General features: G+C 57.9%; 16 protein-coding genes and 1 riboswitch. Of the genes, 5 read left to right on the top strand and 11 right to left on the bottom strand.

Going from position 1 to position 14,569, the window contains the following annotated elements; genetic code table 11:
- The 3 genes from ACQR35_RS07930 to ACQR35_RS07920 form a co-directional block, all read right to left on the bottom strand.
- Positions 1-1,386: a glycine--tRNA ligase gene (locus tag ACQR35_RS07930; protein ID WP_430268469.1), complete on the bottom strand. Its 1,386-nt coding sequence runs from the start codon at positions 1,384-1,386 to the stop codon at positions 1-3.
- Between the two features lie 82 nt (positions 1,387-1,468).
- Positions 1,469-2,518: a lactonase family protein gene (locus ACQR35_RS07925; RefSeq protein ID WP_430268470.1), complete on the bottom strand. Its 1,050-nt coding sequence runs from the start codon at positions 2,516-2,518 to the stop codon at positions 1,469-1,471.
- On the bottom strand, positions 2,518-3,489 hold the full coding sequence (locus tag ACQR35_RS07920; protein WP_430268471.1) for a DMT family transporter: 972 nt from the start codon (positions 3,487-3,489) through the stop codon (positions 2,518-2,520). Before ACQR35_RS07920 ends, ACQR35_RS07925 begins: the two co-directional genes overlap by 1 nt.
- A gap of 33 nt (positions 3,490-3,522) precedes the next feature.
- On the opposite strand from ACQR35_RS07920, the gene ACQR35_RS07915 reads away from it, so the two are divergent.
- Positions 3,523-3,753 (top strand): RNA-binding S4 domain-containing protein, encoded by a 231-nt coding sequence (locus ACQR35_RS07915; RefSeq protein ID WP_430268494.1) that lies wholly within the window; start codon positions 3,523-3,525, stop codon positions 3,751-3,753.
- 28 nt (positions 3,754-3,781) lie between these two features.
- Here ACQR35_RS07915 and ACQR35_RS07910 read toward each other — a convergent pair whose 3' ends face one another.
- Positions 3,782-4,435, bottom strand: coding sequence for an alpha/beta hydrolase (locus tag ACQR35_RS07910; protein WP_430268472.1), 654 nt, complete (start codon positions 4,433-4,435; stop codon positions 3,782-3,784).
- A gap of 122 nt (positions 4,436-4,557) precedes the next feature.
- On the opposite strand from ACQR35_RS07910, the gene ACQR35_RS07905 reads away from it, so the two are divergent.
- Together ACQR35_RS07905 and ACQR35_RS07900 are read left to right on the top strand one after the other, a co-directional pair.
- Positions 4,558-5,415, top strand: a complete 858-nt coding sequence (locus tag ACQR35_RS07905; protein ID WP_430269729.1) for an SGNH/GDSL hydrolase family protein — start codon at positions 4,558-4,560, stop codon at positions 5,413-5,415.
- A gap of 110 nt (positions 5,416-5,525) precedes the next feature.
- Positions 5,526-5,930 carry a hypothetical protein gene (locus tag ACQR35_RS07900; protein WP_430268474.1) on the top strand — a complete coding sequence of 135 codons (405 nt, stop codon included), beginning with the start codon at positions 5,526-5,528 and terminating at the stop codon, positions 5,928-5,930.
- Positions 5,931-5,945: 15 nt separating this feature from the next.
- Here ACQR35_RS07900 and metX read toward each other — a convergent pair whose 3' ends face one another.
- Both metX and ACQR35_RS07890 read right to left on the bottom strand, forming a co-directional pair.
- A complete protein-coding gene (metX, locus tag ACQR35_RS07895) occupies positions 5,946-7,073 on the bottom strand; it encodes a homoserine O-acetyltransferase MetX (protein ID WP_430268475.1) in 1,128 nt (375 codons plus the stop codon).
- Between the two features lie 22 nt (positions 7,074-7,095).
- Positions 7,096-8,412 (bottom strand): bifunctional o-acetylhomoserine/o-acetylserine sulfhydrylase, encoded by a 1,317-nt coding sequence (locus ACQR35_RS07890; protein ID WP_430268476.1) that lies wholly within the window; start codon positions 8,410-8,412, stop codon positions 7,096-7,098.
- Positions 8,413-8,463: 51 nt separating this feature from the next.
- Positions 8,464-8,580: riboswitch (SAM riboswitch) on the bottom strand.
- A gap of 152 nt (positions 8,581-8,732) precedes the next feature.
- Here ACQR35_RS07890 and ACQR35_RS07885 point away from each other — a divergent pair.
- A complete protein-coding gene (locus ACQR35_RS07885; protein WP_430268495.1) occupies positions 8,733-9,371 on the top strand; it encodes a VOC family protein in 639 nt (212 codons plus the stop codon).
- 52 nt (positions 9,372-9,423) lie between these two features.
- Here the strand turns inward: ACQR35_RS07885 and ACQR35_RS07880 are convergent, their stop codons facing one another.
- Positions 9,424-10,182 carry a CPBP family intramembrane glutamic endopeptidase gene (locus ACQR35_RS07880; protein ID WP_430269728.1) on the bottom strand — a complete coding sequence of 253 codons (759 nt, stop codon included), beginning with the start codon at positions 10,180-10,182 and terminating at the stop codon, positions 9,424-9,426.
- A gap of 94 nt (positions 10,183-10,276) precedes the next feature.
- On the opposite strand from ACQR35_RS07880, the gene ACQR35_RS07875 reads away from it, so the two are divergent.
- Positions 10,277-10,954, top strand: a complete 678-nt coding sequence (locus tag ACQR35_RS07875; RefSeq protein WP_430268478.1) for a histidine phosphatase family protein — start codon at positions 10,277-10,279, stop codon at positions 10,952-10,954.
- Position 10,955: 1 nt separating this feature from the next.
- Here the strand turns inward: ACQR35_RS07875 and ACQR35_RS07870 are convergent, their stop codons facing one another.
- The 4 genes from ACQR35_RS07870 to ACQR35_RS07855 are packed head-to-tail and all read right to left on the bottom strand — an operon-like array spanning position 10,956 to position 14,460.
- Positions 10,956-11,750 (bottom strand): DeoR/GlpR family DNA-binding transcription regulator, encoded by a 795-nt coding sequence (locus ACQR35_RS07870; protein ID WP_430268479.1) that lies wholly within the window; start codon positions 11,748-11,750, stop codon positions 10,956-10,958.
- 42 nt (positions 11,751-11,792) lie between these two features.
- Complete coding sequence (locus tag ACQR35_RS07865) at positions 11,793-12,635, bottom strand: class II fructose-bisphosphate aldolase (RefSeq protein ID WP_430269727.1); 843 nt, start codon at positions 12,633-12,635, stop codon at positions 11,793-11,795.
- Positions 12,632-13,642, bottom strand: coding sequence for a 1-phosphofructokinase family hexose kinase (locus ACQR35_RS07860; protein WP_430269726.1), 1,011 nt, complete (start codon positions 13,640-13,642; stop codon positions 12,632-12,634). The genes ACQR35_RS07865 and ACQR35_RS07860 overlap by 4 nt, the downstream gene beginning before the upstream one ends.
- A complete protein-coding gene (locus ACQR35_RS07855; RefSeq protein WP_430269725.1) occupies positions 13,639-14,460 on the bottom strand; it encodes an ROK family protein in 822 nt (273 codons plus the stop codon). The genes ACQR35_RS07860 and ACQR35_RS07855 overlap by 4 nt, the downstream gene beginning before the upstream one ends.
- Between the last annotated feature and the right edge of the window lie 109 nt (positions 14,461-14,569).

The following is a 14,569-nucleotide window of genomic DNA, read 5'->3' as shown; positions in this document are numbered from 1 at the left end:
CTACGCGCCGATCAGCCGAGCCGCAAGGTAGCCCTCCACCTTGTCCAAGGCAACACGCTCTTGGCTCATGGTGTCACGCTCACGGATGGTCACTGCCTGGTCTTCGAGGGTTTCAAAGTCCACGGTGATGCAGAACGGGGTGCCCACCTCGTCCTGGCGGCGGTAGCGGCGGCCAATGGCACCGGCGTCGTCAAAGTCGATGTTCCAGGTCTTGCGCAGCTGAGCGGCGAGGTCCTTAGCCTTGGGAGACAAGTCTTCATTGCGGCTCAACGGCAACACTGCAGCCTTGATCGGAGCCAAACGCGGATCCAGCTTCAGCACGGTGCGTTTGTCTACACCGCCCTTGGAGTTAGGTGCCTCGTCCTCGGTGTAAGCATCCAGCAAAAACGCCATAAAGGAACGGGTCAAGCCAGCGGCAGGCTCAATCACATACGGCGTGTAACGCTCGTTGGTTGCCTGGTTGAAGTAGCTCAGATCCGTACCGGAAGCCTTGGCGTGTGTGGAGAGGTCAAAGTCGGTGCGGTTTGCAACACCCTCGAGCTCCCCCCACTCGGAACCCTGGAATCCGAAGCGGTATTCGATGTCAGTGGTGCCCTTGGAGTAGTGGCTGAGCTTTTCCTTGGGGTGTTCAAAAAAGCGCAGGTTTTCCGGCTTGATACCCAAGGAGGTGTACCAGGACATACGCTCTTTCATCCAGTACTGGTGCCACTCTTCATCGGTGCCAGGCTCAACAAAGAATTCCATTTCCATCTGTTCGAATTCGCGCGTGCGGAAGATGAAGTTTCCGGGCGTGATTTCGTTGCGGAAGGACTTGCCGATCTGGCCAATACCGAACGGCGGCTTTTTGCGCGAAGTGGTCAACACGTTGGCAAAGTTCACAAAAATGCCCTGCGCCGTTTCGGGGCGCAGGTACATCAGGCCCTCTTCGTTGGCAACGGGGCCCAGGTAGGTTTTGAGCAAACCGGAGAATTCTTGCGGCTCGGTCCATTCACCGCGGGTTCCACAGTTAGCGCACGCAATGTCCTTGAGACCGTTTTCTGCAGGACGGCCCTTCTTTTCCTCGTACTCTTCTTCGAGGTGGTCTGCCCGGTAACGCTTGTGGCAAGACAAGCACTCAACCAGAGGATCAGAGAACACCTCTACGTGGCCTGAAGCTTCCCAGACCTGGCGGGGCAAAATTACCGAGGAGTCCAAGCCCACAACGTCTTCGCGTCCGCGGACCATGGACTGCCACCACTGGCGTTTGATGTTCTCTTTGAGTTCAGCGCCCAAGGGGCCGTAGTCCCATGCGGAGCGTGATCCACCGTAAATTTCACCGGCCTGAAAGACGAATCCGCGCCGTTTAGCGAGGGAAATGACCTGGTCCAGAGTGGATTTTGCTGCCATGGGAACTCCAATGTGAACGGGGCCGCTGGGTGCGGTCCGCTGGGTGTAATTGCTTGTCAGCGTCCCAAAAGGACGCACTCATCTAGCCTACCGGCAGCACGCAACTCGGTGATCCCACCGCAATGCTCTGCACTGGCTCCACGGTGAGGTCTCCGGCCTCATTCATCACGAACAGTTCAATGTTGTGGCTACGTTCATTGGCCACATACAGCACACTCGCTCCGGGGCCTGCGAGCGCCATGTGCCTAGGCCAGTCGCCCGCCGTGGAAACCTCCGCCGTTAGGAACGGCATCACAGGCCTTTCGGGAACCTCGACGACGGCAATACTGTTGCGTCCGCGAACGGCCACAAGCGCCCGGCTTACATGCGGGAGGCTCAGGATCTCAGAAGGGTATAGACCATCCGTCATGGCGAGCGTTTGGTTCTCTACGTCAAACAGCTGGCTGGCCCCACGCCAGTGCCAACTGAGGCCGTTGTGGTCAAGGACGTGAATCATGGCGTCCAGTTCTCCCACTACCAGCAGCGTATTTCCAAGCAGACGCATGTGCCGTGGGCCCGTCCCAGGTGGCAAAGTGATGGACCCGGAATGGATCAGCCGCGAATTGTGAAGGGTGTACTCGTCAATAGAATCCCGGCCCAGGTCAGCCACGAGCACACTCCCCCACGGTGTTTGCTGGCTCGAATGAGCATGCGGGCCCTCTTGCCTATCCCGCACCGGGCCACCGCCGTGTTGCACCACGGTATCCAGCGGGCCGGTGAGAGCCTCTGTGATATTCAACAGGGCAACCGTCCCGGAGGAATAATTGCTGACGATCAAGCCCTGCGCCGGCAACTCGCCCTCTACACCGGCGTTCCAGGTACACGGCGCCAGATGACAGGGAGAACTGCCGCCGCTCGAGACTCTGGTGATGACCTCGAGAGTGATCGGATCTAACTCAACTACAGCCCCCTCTTCGAGCTCTTCCACGGCGAACAAACGCTCTTGCTGCCACACCAGGTAGGAAGGGTTCCGGACACCGGTGGAAGCCGCGCGCTGTTCAATTAGGTGGCCGGCGGCGTCCACGGCCCATGATGTAACACCCGCTCCTTGAGCATTTTCGGTGTAGCTGCCAACGAAAAGTGTTTTTGCCATCACAACCTCTTGGAGAGAGCACCCCGGGGCCACGGCAAGGTAGCCACCACCATGGCAATGAGAGTCAATATGGTGCCAGCAACCGTGGCTAGGGTGATCACGGTTCCGGGGCTGGGGAAAGTGAGGTCAAGGAACAGGGATCCAATGAGCTGTCCAGCGATCATTCCTAGTCCGGTGAGCAGCACTCCGATACTACGTACCAGTGTGGCGCTGAGCGCGATAAAGATGCAGCCCATGGGGCCACCAAGGTAGTACCACCATTCAGAGGGCAGTCCTGCGCCTACACCGCTCACTGCTACCTTGACGCCCCAGATAATCCACAAGACCACTGTCCCGGCAATAAAGTTCACCAGAGTTGCGGCCAGCGGAGTGCCGTAGTGCAATGTCGCCGTACCGTTCATGGCCTGTTGGAAGCTCATCAAAAATCCGGCGGACAAGGCAAAAAGCATTGGTAGAACCAGCGCACCCACGCCGTGGTTGGAACCTAACCTAGGCGAGACGGCAAATATCACCGATGCGATCATCAGCAGGGTGCCCAGTACACGCATCACGGTGATGGATCTGCGCCCGGCTGGCCCAATGCCCAACCGGTCAACGATCAATCCGCTCAGCGATTGTCCGGTCACCACTGCAACAGTAAACAGCGCAATTCCAATCAGCCCCACGGTAAAGGACTGCGAGACTACAAAAAAGCCACCGATAGCACCAGCCATCGCGTATAGGGGTGGGAAGGAGCGGGCTTTCAGCGCTGGAATGATGCGCTTTGCACCAGCTTTCGCGGAAGGTTCCACTAGGGAAACCACGATCATAACGATCAGCCCTGTAGTAAAGGACACCACCGCTGCGGCCAAGCCATCGTGAAGCCGCTGGCCCAAGGCACCATTAATGCGTCCCTGCACGGGCACCGCAAGGCCAGCCACAATGGCAAGCGGCAGGCCTAAAGTAACCGGTATCTGGGTTCGTGAAGTCATCGTGACCAGCCTACGTCAGGCATGATTGATCCTATGAGTTCCGCTGAGATTGAATCCGTAGAAATCCGTGACGACATGATTCGTCTGGGGCAATTACTCAAGCTTGCCAATCTCGCAGAGGATGGTGTCGAAGCCGCTGAGGTGATCAAGAACGGCTTGGTAAAGGTCAACGGCGAGATCGAAGACCGTCGTGGCCGTCAATTACACGATGGCGACACTGTGACGGTCAACGGCGCCACGGTGCGAATCGTCGCTCGATCTTAGGTGCCGCTTTGACCGCGTTTGTGGCGGTCTATCTTGTGGTCAAAACCTCGTGCGTCAAAAATTCGCCAACGTGACCAATTTCTTGTTGGTTGATACCGTGCCACATTCCTGAATAAAGCACCTTGGTCAGCTTCACATGCTTCCGAACCCAAGCCATGGTGCTCTCGATCCGCTCAGCACCGATCACTGGATCTTGCTGGTCCCGACCCCAGAACAACGGCACAGTACCGTTGAGTTCGTCATCCTTAAAGTAGGGGTCCCCGCTCGCTTCAACCGTGAATCCAGACAGTCCGACGACGGCGGCAAAGTCAGCGGGCCGGTGACGTAAGAGTGAGGTTGCCATGGCCATTCCCATGGAGAAACCAAGCAGCGTCACTGAGCTGAATTGTCCCTTGACCTGATCCAGCCACTCGAAGACGTAGTCCGTTCCGGCCTTCACTGCATCGAGGGAATAGTCGATGGATGCGGTGAGCGGGAACCAACTGTAACCGCCGCCGACGCTGAGCGGCGCGCGGAGGGACGCCACCACAAATTCTTCCGGCAGCATGTCTGCCAAACCCGCTAGGTCCGCCTCATTGGCACCGTAGCCATGGAGCATCAGGAGCAGCGGGCGGCCAGAGCGCTCTTCTTCGGGGACAGACCAGACGACGGTGGCTTCGGGAAAGTTGTGGCTCTCAGTCATACATAACATCCTACATGGCAACACTTGAAGCTTCAATGAAACTAGTTCTAGACCTAACTTTCACCGCCCAGAATGAAAGCTACGGTAGCGTAGCCATGCGTCCAAGGGGCAGGATTGAGCATGTGACTGACGCCAACACCCAACAACCGCCCACCACTAAACCCGAAGTACGTCACCCATGGAGCCGCTACGTAGCCCTGGGTGATTCCTTTACCGAAGGCATTGGCGACCCTGAGCCTGGAGTTCCCGGTGGTTTCCGTGGGTGGGCCGACCGTGTGGCGGAAGAGTTAAGCCGAGATCAGGAAGACTTTGCGTACGCCAACTTGGCTATTCGCGGCCGGCTCCTTCAGCAAATTGTTGACCAACAGCTTGCGCCCGCATTAGCCCTTAAACCGGACCTAGTTTCCATCTCCGCAGGCGGGAACGATCTACTGCGCCCTGGCGGAGACCCGGACGTACTGGCCGAAAAGCTCGACTCAGCAGTTCAGATCCTTACCATGAACGGCGCAACGGTCATTTTGTTTAACGGCCCCGACACCGGCTCCACAGTACTTGGCCGGCTCCGCGGCAAAGTTGCCATCTACAACGAGAACTTGCGGACCGTGGCTCATCGTCACGACGCCGTTGTTGCTGACATGTGGTCTTTGCGCCAACTTGCGGACCCTCAAATGTGGGCAGAAGACCGGCTGCATTTCTCCCCCTTAGGGCACCACACCATTGCTGCCATGGTGCTTGATTCGCTCAACATAGAACACAGCCTCGAGCCACTTTCCCCCAAGCCACTTCCAGCTCAGAGCTGGCGAACCGCTCGCACCAACGACTTGGTGTGGGCACGCCAACACTTCATGCCGTGGGTTGTCCGCAGGCTCCGGCACCAGTCTTCAGGTGACGGGATCTCAGCCAAGCGGCCGGTATTTGCACCGGTGTTTGGCAGCGGCGCTCCGCTGGGCTGTGGAGAACCAGCCGTCGAGACAGACTAGGACCTTCCACAGTGCCCTCCGAGCTTGGCGTAGCCTTGAAGCTCAACCAAATTTATGGCCACACGATGCTGTCAAGCCACTGATATTGTCAGGTCACTAAGGGGAGCCACGTGAGTTGGATTTTTTGGGTCATCATTCTTTCGTGGGTGGTGCCTTTAGTGATGCGCACCATCCGCAAGAGTCAGGGCGCTCAGCGGCCGCAGAATTTGCCGCCGAGCTTCCCCAACACCAATCGGCCTCCACACCCCACTAGCCCCAATGGGCAAGGCACGCAGCAAAGCTACAACCAGGGGTATATGAGCCCACTGCCAGACCAGGATTCGTACGGCCAACAGTCTTATGGCCAGCCGGTAAACAACCAGCCGCCCGTGGCGAGCACACCGAATGAGGCTGGGACCGCATCAGCCGGTGGATTCCGGGCACGCCGCTTAGCTGAACTGGATGCCCAATTCAGTGACGGCAAAATTGCCATGGAGGATTACATGGCTCAGCGCGCGGAGATTATGCGAGGTTAAGGCGCGTTTGGGCTCTTAGGCCAAGAACTTCCGCAACGGTTCAGATAGTTGGGCAATGTGCGTCAAGAATCCGTCGTGCCCAATTTCAGCTTTGATGGTGTGTACCTCCACTTTGTGTGGCAAGGCTTCGGCCAGCTCTGCTGACTGACGCGGAAAATACAAACGATCAGAGTCCACTGCTGCAACAAAAAAGGCACTCGAAACCTCGCCCAGGGCTGCCTTGAGGGTACCCCTCCCCCGCGTGACGTCGTGACTCATCAACGCTTCGGTCAGAACAATATAGCTATTGGCATCAAAGCGCTGCACCAGCTTGTTGCCTTGGTGGTCAAGGTAGCTTTCCACCTGGTAGCGTCCTCGATCAGCTACGCAAGCGGCGCGCAAGGGCTCCTCATTCACTTGCGGCTTGCGGCCAAAACGGAACTCGAGTTCGGATTCCGAACGGTAGGTGATGTGCGCAATTCGGCGGGCCAAAGCGAGCCCAGCTTCAGGCGCGGGTCCCGCATAGTAATTGCCGTCGTCGAACGCTGGATCCTGACGAATTGCCAAGGTTTGCGCCTGCGCAAAGGCGATCTGCTCCGCGGTGCTTGCAGCGCCGCAGGCAATAACCACACAACGCTCCACGCGCTCCGGGAAACTTGTTGCCCACTCCAGCGCCCGTGCCCCGCCCATAGACCCACCAGCGACTGTATGCCAGCGGCGAATCCCGAGGGCATCGGCTAACCGCGCTTCAACCACTGCTGCGTCTCGCAGCGTGACAAAGGGGAACCGAGAACCCCAAGGAGCACCATCATCGGCCACCGATGACGGCCCAGTGGTTCCGTAACAACCACCCAGGACGTTGATGGCCACCACAAAATACTTGTTAGTGTCCACCGGCGCCCCTGGACCAACCAGGTCATCCCACCAACCTGATTCGTTGCTCTCACCACGGGCAACATGAGTGCTCCCGGTCAGTGCGTGCTCGATCAGAACAGCATTGGAGGCGTCAGCGTTGAGCGCGCCCCATGTTTCGTAAGCCAGTGTGACCTCAGGAAGGTAACCTCCAGCTTCGAGTTCAATCGCACCAACACTGTGCCGAGCCACAAAGCCGTCGCGGGGAGGCAAGGGAGCCGTACGTTCGGGAGCCGGAGCAATAAGAGTCATTGAAGGCAACCTCCGTTCTTGGCTAGTTGCCTTTGGCAGCGCGGAAGCCGGCGTCGAGGTCGGCAAGAATGTCATCGATGTGCTCGATTCCCACGGAGAGTCGGACCAGACCGGGTGTTACACCGGCAACCGCTTGCTGTTCCGGTGTGAGCTGGCTGTGAGTGGTGGAGGCGGGATGAATCACCAAGGAGCGGACGTCGCCGATGTTGGCAACATGCGAGTGCAGTTCTAAAGCGTCCACAAATCGCTTTCCAGCCTCAACACCACCGGGCAATTCGAACGAGACCACTGCACCTGTTCCACGAGGGCCGTATTTGCGACCGCGGGCAAACCACGGGCTGGACTCGAGACCGGCGTAAGCCACAGAGACTACATCGTCGCGAGCCTCAAGCCATTGGGCCGTTTTGACCGCGTTCTCCACGTGGCGTTCCACGCGCAAGCTCAGCGTTTCAAGTCCCTGAGCAATGAGGAATGCGTTGAATGGTGACACTGCTGCGCCGAGGTCCCGCAAGAGTTGAACTCGAGCTTTAAGGATGAAGGATAGGTTGGCCCCGAGGGCGCCATCCTTGCCAAGATCCCGTGCATAAACCAGCCCGTTGTAGCTGGGGTCTGGGGTGTTGAAATTAGGGAAACGGTCCGGATAAGCAGCGAAATCAAACTTTCCCGAATCCACAATCACACCAGCAATTGCGCTGCCGTGGCCACCCAAATATTTGGTTGCCGAATGAACGACGACGTCTGCTCCCCATTCGATGGGACGAATCAGGTAGGGGGTGGCCAGAGTGTTGTCCACAATCAGCGGAACGCCGATCTCATGTGCCAAAGCGGAGATACCTTCAAGGTCCAGTACATCTTGGCGCGGGTTAGAAACTACCTCACCGAAGAATAATTTGGTGTTCGGTTTGACAGCCGCACGCCACTGGTCAAGATTGTCCGGGTCCTTCACAAAGGTGGCCTCCACACCGAACTTTTTGAGTGTGTGCGCCAGCAAATTGTACGTTCCGCCGTAGAGGCTGGGGCTCGCCACAATGTGATCGCCAGCCTCGGCAACGTTGAGGATTGCCAAAGTTGCAGCAGCCTGGCCCGAGCTCAGAAGGAGCGCCCCAATGCCGCCTTCCAAGCTAGCGATTCGCTGCTCAACCGCATCCTGCGTGGGGTTACCAATGCGGGTGTAGATGGGGGCTAGCTCGCTCAACGAGAAACGATTGGCTGCACTCTCGGCACTAGGAAAAACAAAAGAAGTTGTCTGATAAATCGGCAGTGCCCGGGCGCCGGTAGCGACATCTGGTTCCTGACCAACATGGATCTGACGGGTTTCAAAGGACCATGAATTCGACATGTTCGTTCCTCAGGTTAAGGACCGAGACCTCTAGCCGAGACTGAGGCGAACGGACCGCGCTTGCTCCGCGACCCGTTGCCGCGAAACCTGGTCTTCACCCGGGGCACCCCACCGCTAGAAGAGGGTTGCCGGCCAGCAAACCGGGGTTTAGCGCTGGCACTCATGACCTTTTTATAGAGTAGGCCCCGCGAGCTGCAGTCTCCAGTGCGTGTGACAAATATGACGAAGATGACTGCGACCACACAGAATGTAGGGACATCCCATAACGCTTAGGTGAGCCTTAGCTGAGACCTCCATCACAAAGTGCCAAGATGAATGGCATGCGCATGGATCACGTCTCTTACGCTTGTGAAACCGACGGCCTCACGGCCACTACCGAACGAATCTCCGCCGCCTTAGGTGTAGATGCAGTCCGTGGCGGAGTGCATCCCCGCTTCGGTACTCGTAACATGATCATTCCCCTCTCTGGGCACACCTATCTTGAAGTGGTGGAGGTCCTAGACCACCCCGCTTCGGACAAAGCCCCGTTTGGACAAGCTGTGCGCGCCCGTTCCGCTGCCGGCGGTGGCTGGATGGGATGGTGTGTGGAAGTCGAGGACCTCTCCCCCTTTGAACAGCGACTTGGCAGAGCAGCAGTCCCGGGCAACCGCAAATTCCCTGACGGCCGCGAATTGATGTGGCACCAGATTGGCATCCTCGGTCTGATTGCAGACCCGCAGGTCCCCTACATGCTCAAGTGGGAGGGTGACCCGCAACTGCACCCTTCCAACGTCTACAACAGCGAAATCGCGATGTCCAAACTGACTATCGCGGGCTCAGCTGAGCGCGTTACCGAATGGTTGGGTGAGCCAGTAGAACAGCCTCTAGAAGATGTAGCCGTTGAGTGGGTAGCACCGCACGGCACACCTGGCATTATGTCCGTCACCTTCAACACTCCCAACGGAGCTGTCACCATCTAGGCTTCACACTTCTGCAAGCATAAAATCGATCGGCCTGAGTTAGCGTTCCGCGTTAGCCTAGGCCGATTGCTTTGCCAAAGAGGCTGAAACCTACAAAGGCAGCAATATCCAGGAGCGCGTGCGCCACCAAGAGCGGAACCAATCTGCGCTGACGCGAGTACAACCACGCGAAGAGCAAACCCATCACCACGTTGCCAATAAACGGTCCGAACCCTTGATACAGGTGGTAGCTACCGCGCAACAGCGAGCTAACAATGATGGCTGCCGGAACCCGCCAGCCCAATTTCTCCCAGCGGGCCAACAAATAGCCCACTACAATAACTTCTTCGAGAATTGAGTGGCGCACCGCGGAGAGGATCAAAACCGGCACCGTCCACCAGTGAGCGTCCAAGGCGGAGGGGATAATCGCCGTCGTAATTCCAGCTGCTCGGCCAGCGGCGTACAGTGCCAGAGTTCCGGCACCCAACACCGCGGCCAAGACCAGACCAGTCAATACGTCTTTGACCAGCGAGCCCAGAGAACCTCGCTTTAGCCCAAGCCGAGCTAAGGCACCCGGCCCCTCCCCTGCTAAAAAGTAGATCACCAACAACACCGGCACCAGCGAGAAACCAATGTCCAAAAGTTGGTATAGAGCGTCAAAGAACTCGCGGTTATTCCTCGAGGCATTGAGTGTAGACGTCGACTGACTCAGCGGGCCTTGGCTCATCTTGTCAGCCAACTGCACTACCGAATAGACCGCTGATTGCCCCAACGAAAGCCCAAGCACAATCAGGATTTCAAGCCGCAGTCTTTTGCGCGCAGGGGTAAGCATTTCACTATCTTGCCGTGAATAACCCATGGTGATGCTCCAACTTTCCTGTGAACCAACTCTGAGTTGCCCGTCCACGTGGATATGCTTGGGGACTATGAGCGCTCCACAGCAAATCATTATGGTCCGTCACGGTCAATCGGCGGCCAATGTGGACACCACCATCTATAACAGGGTGCCGGATTACCGCATCCCACTGACCGAGCTAGGCGTACAACAAGCCAAAGAAGCCGGCGAGAAAATCCGGCGTCAATTAGATGGGCAGCCAGTCTGTGTTTACGTCTCGCCCTACTTGCGTGCCTACCAAACACTGGAAGCCCTCAACCTCGGTTCTTTGGCGGAGCGAGTGATTGAAGAGCCCAGGCTGCGCGAACAAGACTGGGCTAATTTCCAGATCGCCGGGGATATTGCAGACCAAAAAGAACTTCGCAACGCCTACGGACACTTCTTCTACCGCTTCCGCGAAGGAGAATCCGGCTCCGACGTGTACGACCGCATTTCCTCGTTTATGGAAACCCTGTACCGGCACTGGTCCAAAGAGAACTACGCCCCCAACGCACTGTTTGTCACACACGGATTAACCATGCGCTTGTTTTGTATGCGCTGGTTTCACTGGTCGGTTGAATACTTTGAATCGCTGAACAACCCAGAGAATGCCGAAATTCGGACGCTTCACCGCGCTGACGGAAAGTACAAGCTAGACCGTCCCTTTACCCAGTGGGTCAACCGCGAAGAAACCGCAACGGTGCTCAACGCTCCACCCATGCTGTTTTGAGCTATCCGACGCTGTCCGCAACGATGACGCGAATCCCTTGTGCTTCAAAGGCTGCACGTGAATCGGCGCTGATGCCAGAATCAGTGATGAGGTTCCGCAGCTGGTAACCGCCCATCGTGGCAAAAGCACGCTGGCCAATCTTTGAAGAATCGGCCAAAACGTATGAACTTCCAGCGCGTCGGGCCATCTCGGTATTGACCATCGCTTCGCCTTCATCGTTGATGGTGGGGCCAAGCTCGGGATCGATCCCGTTGACGCCAATAAACGCGATGTCCAAAGCGACCTTTTGCATAATGGTGTCCGTATATGGGCCCACCAGCTCATAGGAGCGGGGGTTCAAAATTCCACCAGTGACCATAATCTTGATATTTGGCCTCACTGCCAGCTGCGCGGCAATGTTAATGGCGTTAGTGACCACGGTCAGTGTGGGCCGGTTGGCAGGCGCGTTGAGATCGTCCCGCGTGGCAATGACTTGAGCCAATGCTGTGCTGGTGGTGCCACCACTGAGGCCAATCACGGAGCCTGGTTCGATCAGAGCAGAAGCAGCCATAGCAATCTGGTGTTTCAGCACGGCATGATCGTCGCGGTTGTACCTGCCAGGCAGGTCATAGGACACTGACCCGGTGGTGGCACCACCACGCGTGCGCTGCAGCAACCGCTGCTTGGCCAGGCTGTCAAGATCACGACGCGCGGTGGCAGGTGAAACAGCCAACTGCGTGACAATGTCTTCCACCTCGATCTGCCCGCTCTCCGCGAGTAGATCCAAGATGGCTGTCAGCCGTTCAGTGCGGTTCATCGTGTCCTTTCAAGGGGCCGCCATAGTAGCGGTGACCCGACTTTACCCGGCGTGGCCGGCGAAGAGTGCAAGCAAGCGTGCAACTTCAGGCACCAATGCCCTGCGGCCGGCGCTCAAGTACTTTCGTGAATCCACCACTGTGGGGTTGGCATCCAAATATTCACGGACTGCCCTGGTGAAAAACCCGTTGAAGTGTGTGGACACATTGATCTTAGTCATTCCAGCGGCAATGGCCGCAACGATGTTTGCATCTGAGACACCTGATGATCCATGCAGCACCAAGGGCACGTCAAGGGCTGCCTTTAAGGCAGCAATGCGCTCCAGGTTCAGCGCAGCACTCCGCTCGGTCATGGCGTGGGAGGAACCTACAGCCACGGCAAGAGCATCAACGCCGGTGGCAGCAACAAAGCTGACTGCTTCATCCGGGTCAGTTAAAACGCCCGGGGCGTGGGCACCGTCTTTTCCGCCCACTTTGCCAAGTTCAGCTTCCACGTACACACCCGCCGCATGGGCGTACTTAACTACACGCTGCGTGGCTGCAACATTTTCTGAATATTCCAGGTGGGCGCCGTCGTACATGATGGAGCCGAATCCCAAGTCCACTGCCTGCAGCGCCAGCTGCTCATCCTCGGCATGGTCTAGGTGAACTGCTACCGGCGCGGTGGATTGGCGAGCGATTGCTAGGGTGGCAGCAGCAAGCGGTTCTATACCACCGTGGTATTTGGCGCAGTTCTCCGAAATTTGCAAAATCACTGGAAGTCCGGCCTGCTCGGCGCCAGAAACAAGTCCCTCAATAGTTTCGAGGTGGATCACGTTGAATGCGCCCTGACCGACTCCCGCGGCGGCAGCCTGGTCCATCAGTTCGCGAGTGTTTACTAAAGTCATTGCGATTCCTTTTCGGTCAGGATCAAAAGTTTTTCAAGCTCTCTGAAGCGTGCTGAGATCTCACCAGCGCCGGGCATCAGCACTGCCGCAGCAGACCAGCTGGTGGCGCGGCGAAGAATTTCGGCCGGATCACGTACTCCTTGGGCGAGCGCGACGGCGGTCGCTGAGACTGCGGCATCGCCCGCCCCCGTGGGATTACCACTGAGCGGCTCTGGCAAACGTGCCGTCCAGTACTTTCCAGGGTGTTCAGCGCTGAAGGCCATCATTCCTTCTGCCCCTGCACTGACTAACACCATCCGTGCGCCTAGTTTGATGAGTTCCCACGCGGCCGAGGGAAGGTCCTCGAGACCCATCGCTTCGATGAGTTCGTGGTGATTTGGTTTCAGTAGGTCCGCACCAGCCCGGGCTGCGGCGAGAATACCTGGCCCTGAGGTATCTACAATCACCGGTACTCCGGCATTGTGCCCCAAGGCAACAAGTGCCGGGTAGAAGTCAGCTGGCGCCCCGGAGGGAAGACTTCCCGAGCCTACAAGGACTCCAGCCGGGTGAATTTCGTCGCTAAGGGAATCTACGACGGCGGCGGCTAGCTTTTGCCATTCGTCCACAGTCAGGGGATTACCGGCCTCATTAAAAATGCTGGTCTCGCCATCATTCGCATCGACCAAGGCGATACTTCGACGTGTGGATGCTGCCACCGGAATGAGCTGATGTGGGACCGTACTGGCGCTGAGCTCTTCTGAAAACTCTGCACCAGCGATTCCGCCAACTGGGGCAATCGCAAGAACTGGGAAGCCAAGTTGATGGGCCACGCGGGCCACGTTCAGGCCTTTACCGCCTGCATGCACCAGCGGCCCCGGAACGCGGTGACTGGCCCCCCGAACAATGGCTGCAACTTGATAAGTGGTATCCACGGCGGGGTTGGGCGTTACCGTCACAACGCGTGGTTCACGCTTGGCAGCTGCGCTTGAATCACCGGCACCGCCCTTGATGCTCACGCTTGCACTCATGGGGAAACCTCTTCTTCCGCGAGCGTTTCCTGTTCCAGTTTTCCCTCTGCGCGGCGGGCAAGGAGTTCGCGGGCGCGCAGAGCAGAACCTAGGATCCCAGCGTCCTGGCCTAATACTGCGGGCAGAATCTGCGGGCGGCGGTGGAAGCTAAGAAGTTCGTCTACTCGCACGCGCAGCGGCTCCAACAGGGCATCTCCAGCTTCTGCGAGCCCGCCACCAATAACTACTGCTTCTGTGCCCATAATCGAGACACATTGCGAAATGCTGAACGCCAAAGCATCTACTGCCTGACTCCATACCCGAATCGCGAGCGGGTCCCCGTCCATGGCTAGGGAGCTGACTTCGCGAGCCCCTGAGACGGCGCGGCCAGAATAGCCTTCGTAACGGCGGGCAATTCCGCCAGCGCTACCTACTGATTCCAAGATCACCGTTCCGGCACCGTCAGGGTTCGGCACCAAAGCATGGCCGAGTTCACCTGCGAAGCCGCCAGCGCTCACGGGCTCGCCGGCAGCAAAAACTGCGGCTGCAATACCGGTTCCAACCACCAAAATGACCACGTCACGGTGGTCCTTGGCGCCACCGAACTCAAGTTCCGCGTAACCTGCAGTTCCCACGTCATGGCCAAAAGCGACCGGGACACCCAAGCGGGCTTCAGCTTCTTGACCAAAAGGGAAATCCCGCCAGCCCAAATTAGCCGAGTAAATTCCTATGCCCGCTTCGGCGTCCACTAAGCCAGGGACAATCAGCCCCATGGCTTCGATATGGTGCTCCGGGAAAGCATCACAGTACACGCCGGCAAGCCCGGCGATACTGTCCAATATTGCCTCTGCCGGACGCTGCGGATCACGGGGCGTGGGGGGGGGGGGGGGGGGGGGGGGGGGGAGAGGGGGGGGGGGGGGGGGAAAAGAACACCTGGTGCTTCCCCCA

Source organism: Pseudarthrobacter sp. J1738, from assembly GCF_050490315.1.
GTDB lineage: Bacteria > Actinomycetota > Actinomycetes > Actinomycetales > Micrococcaceae > JBNPEO01.
The sequence above is the reverse complement of the archived record's forward strand: the minus strand, read 5'-3'. Positions and strand labels throughout refer to the sequence as shown.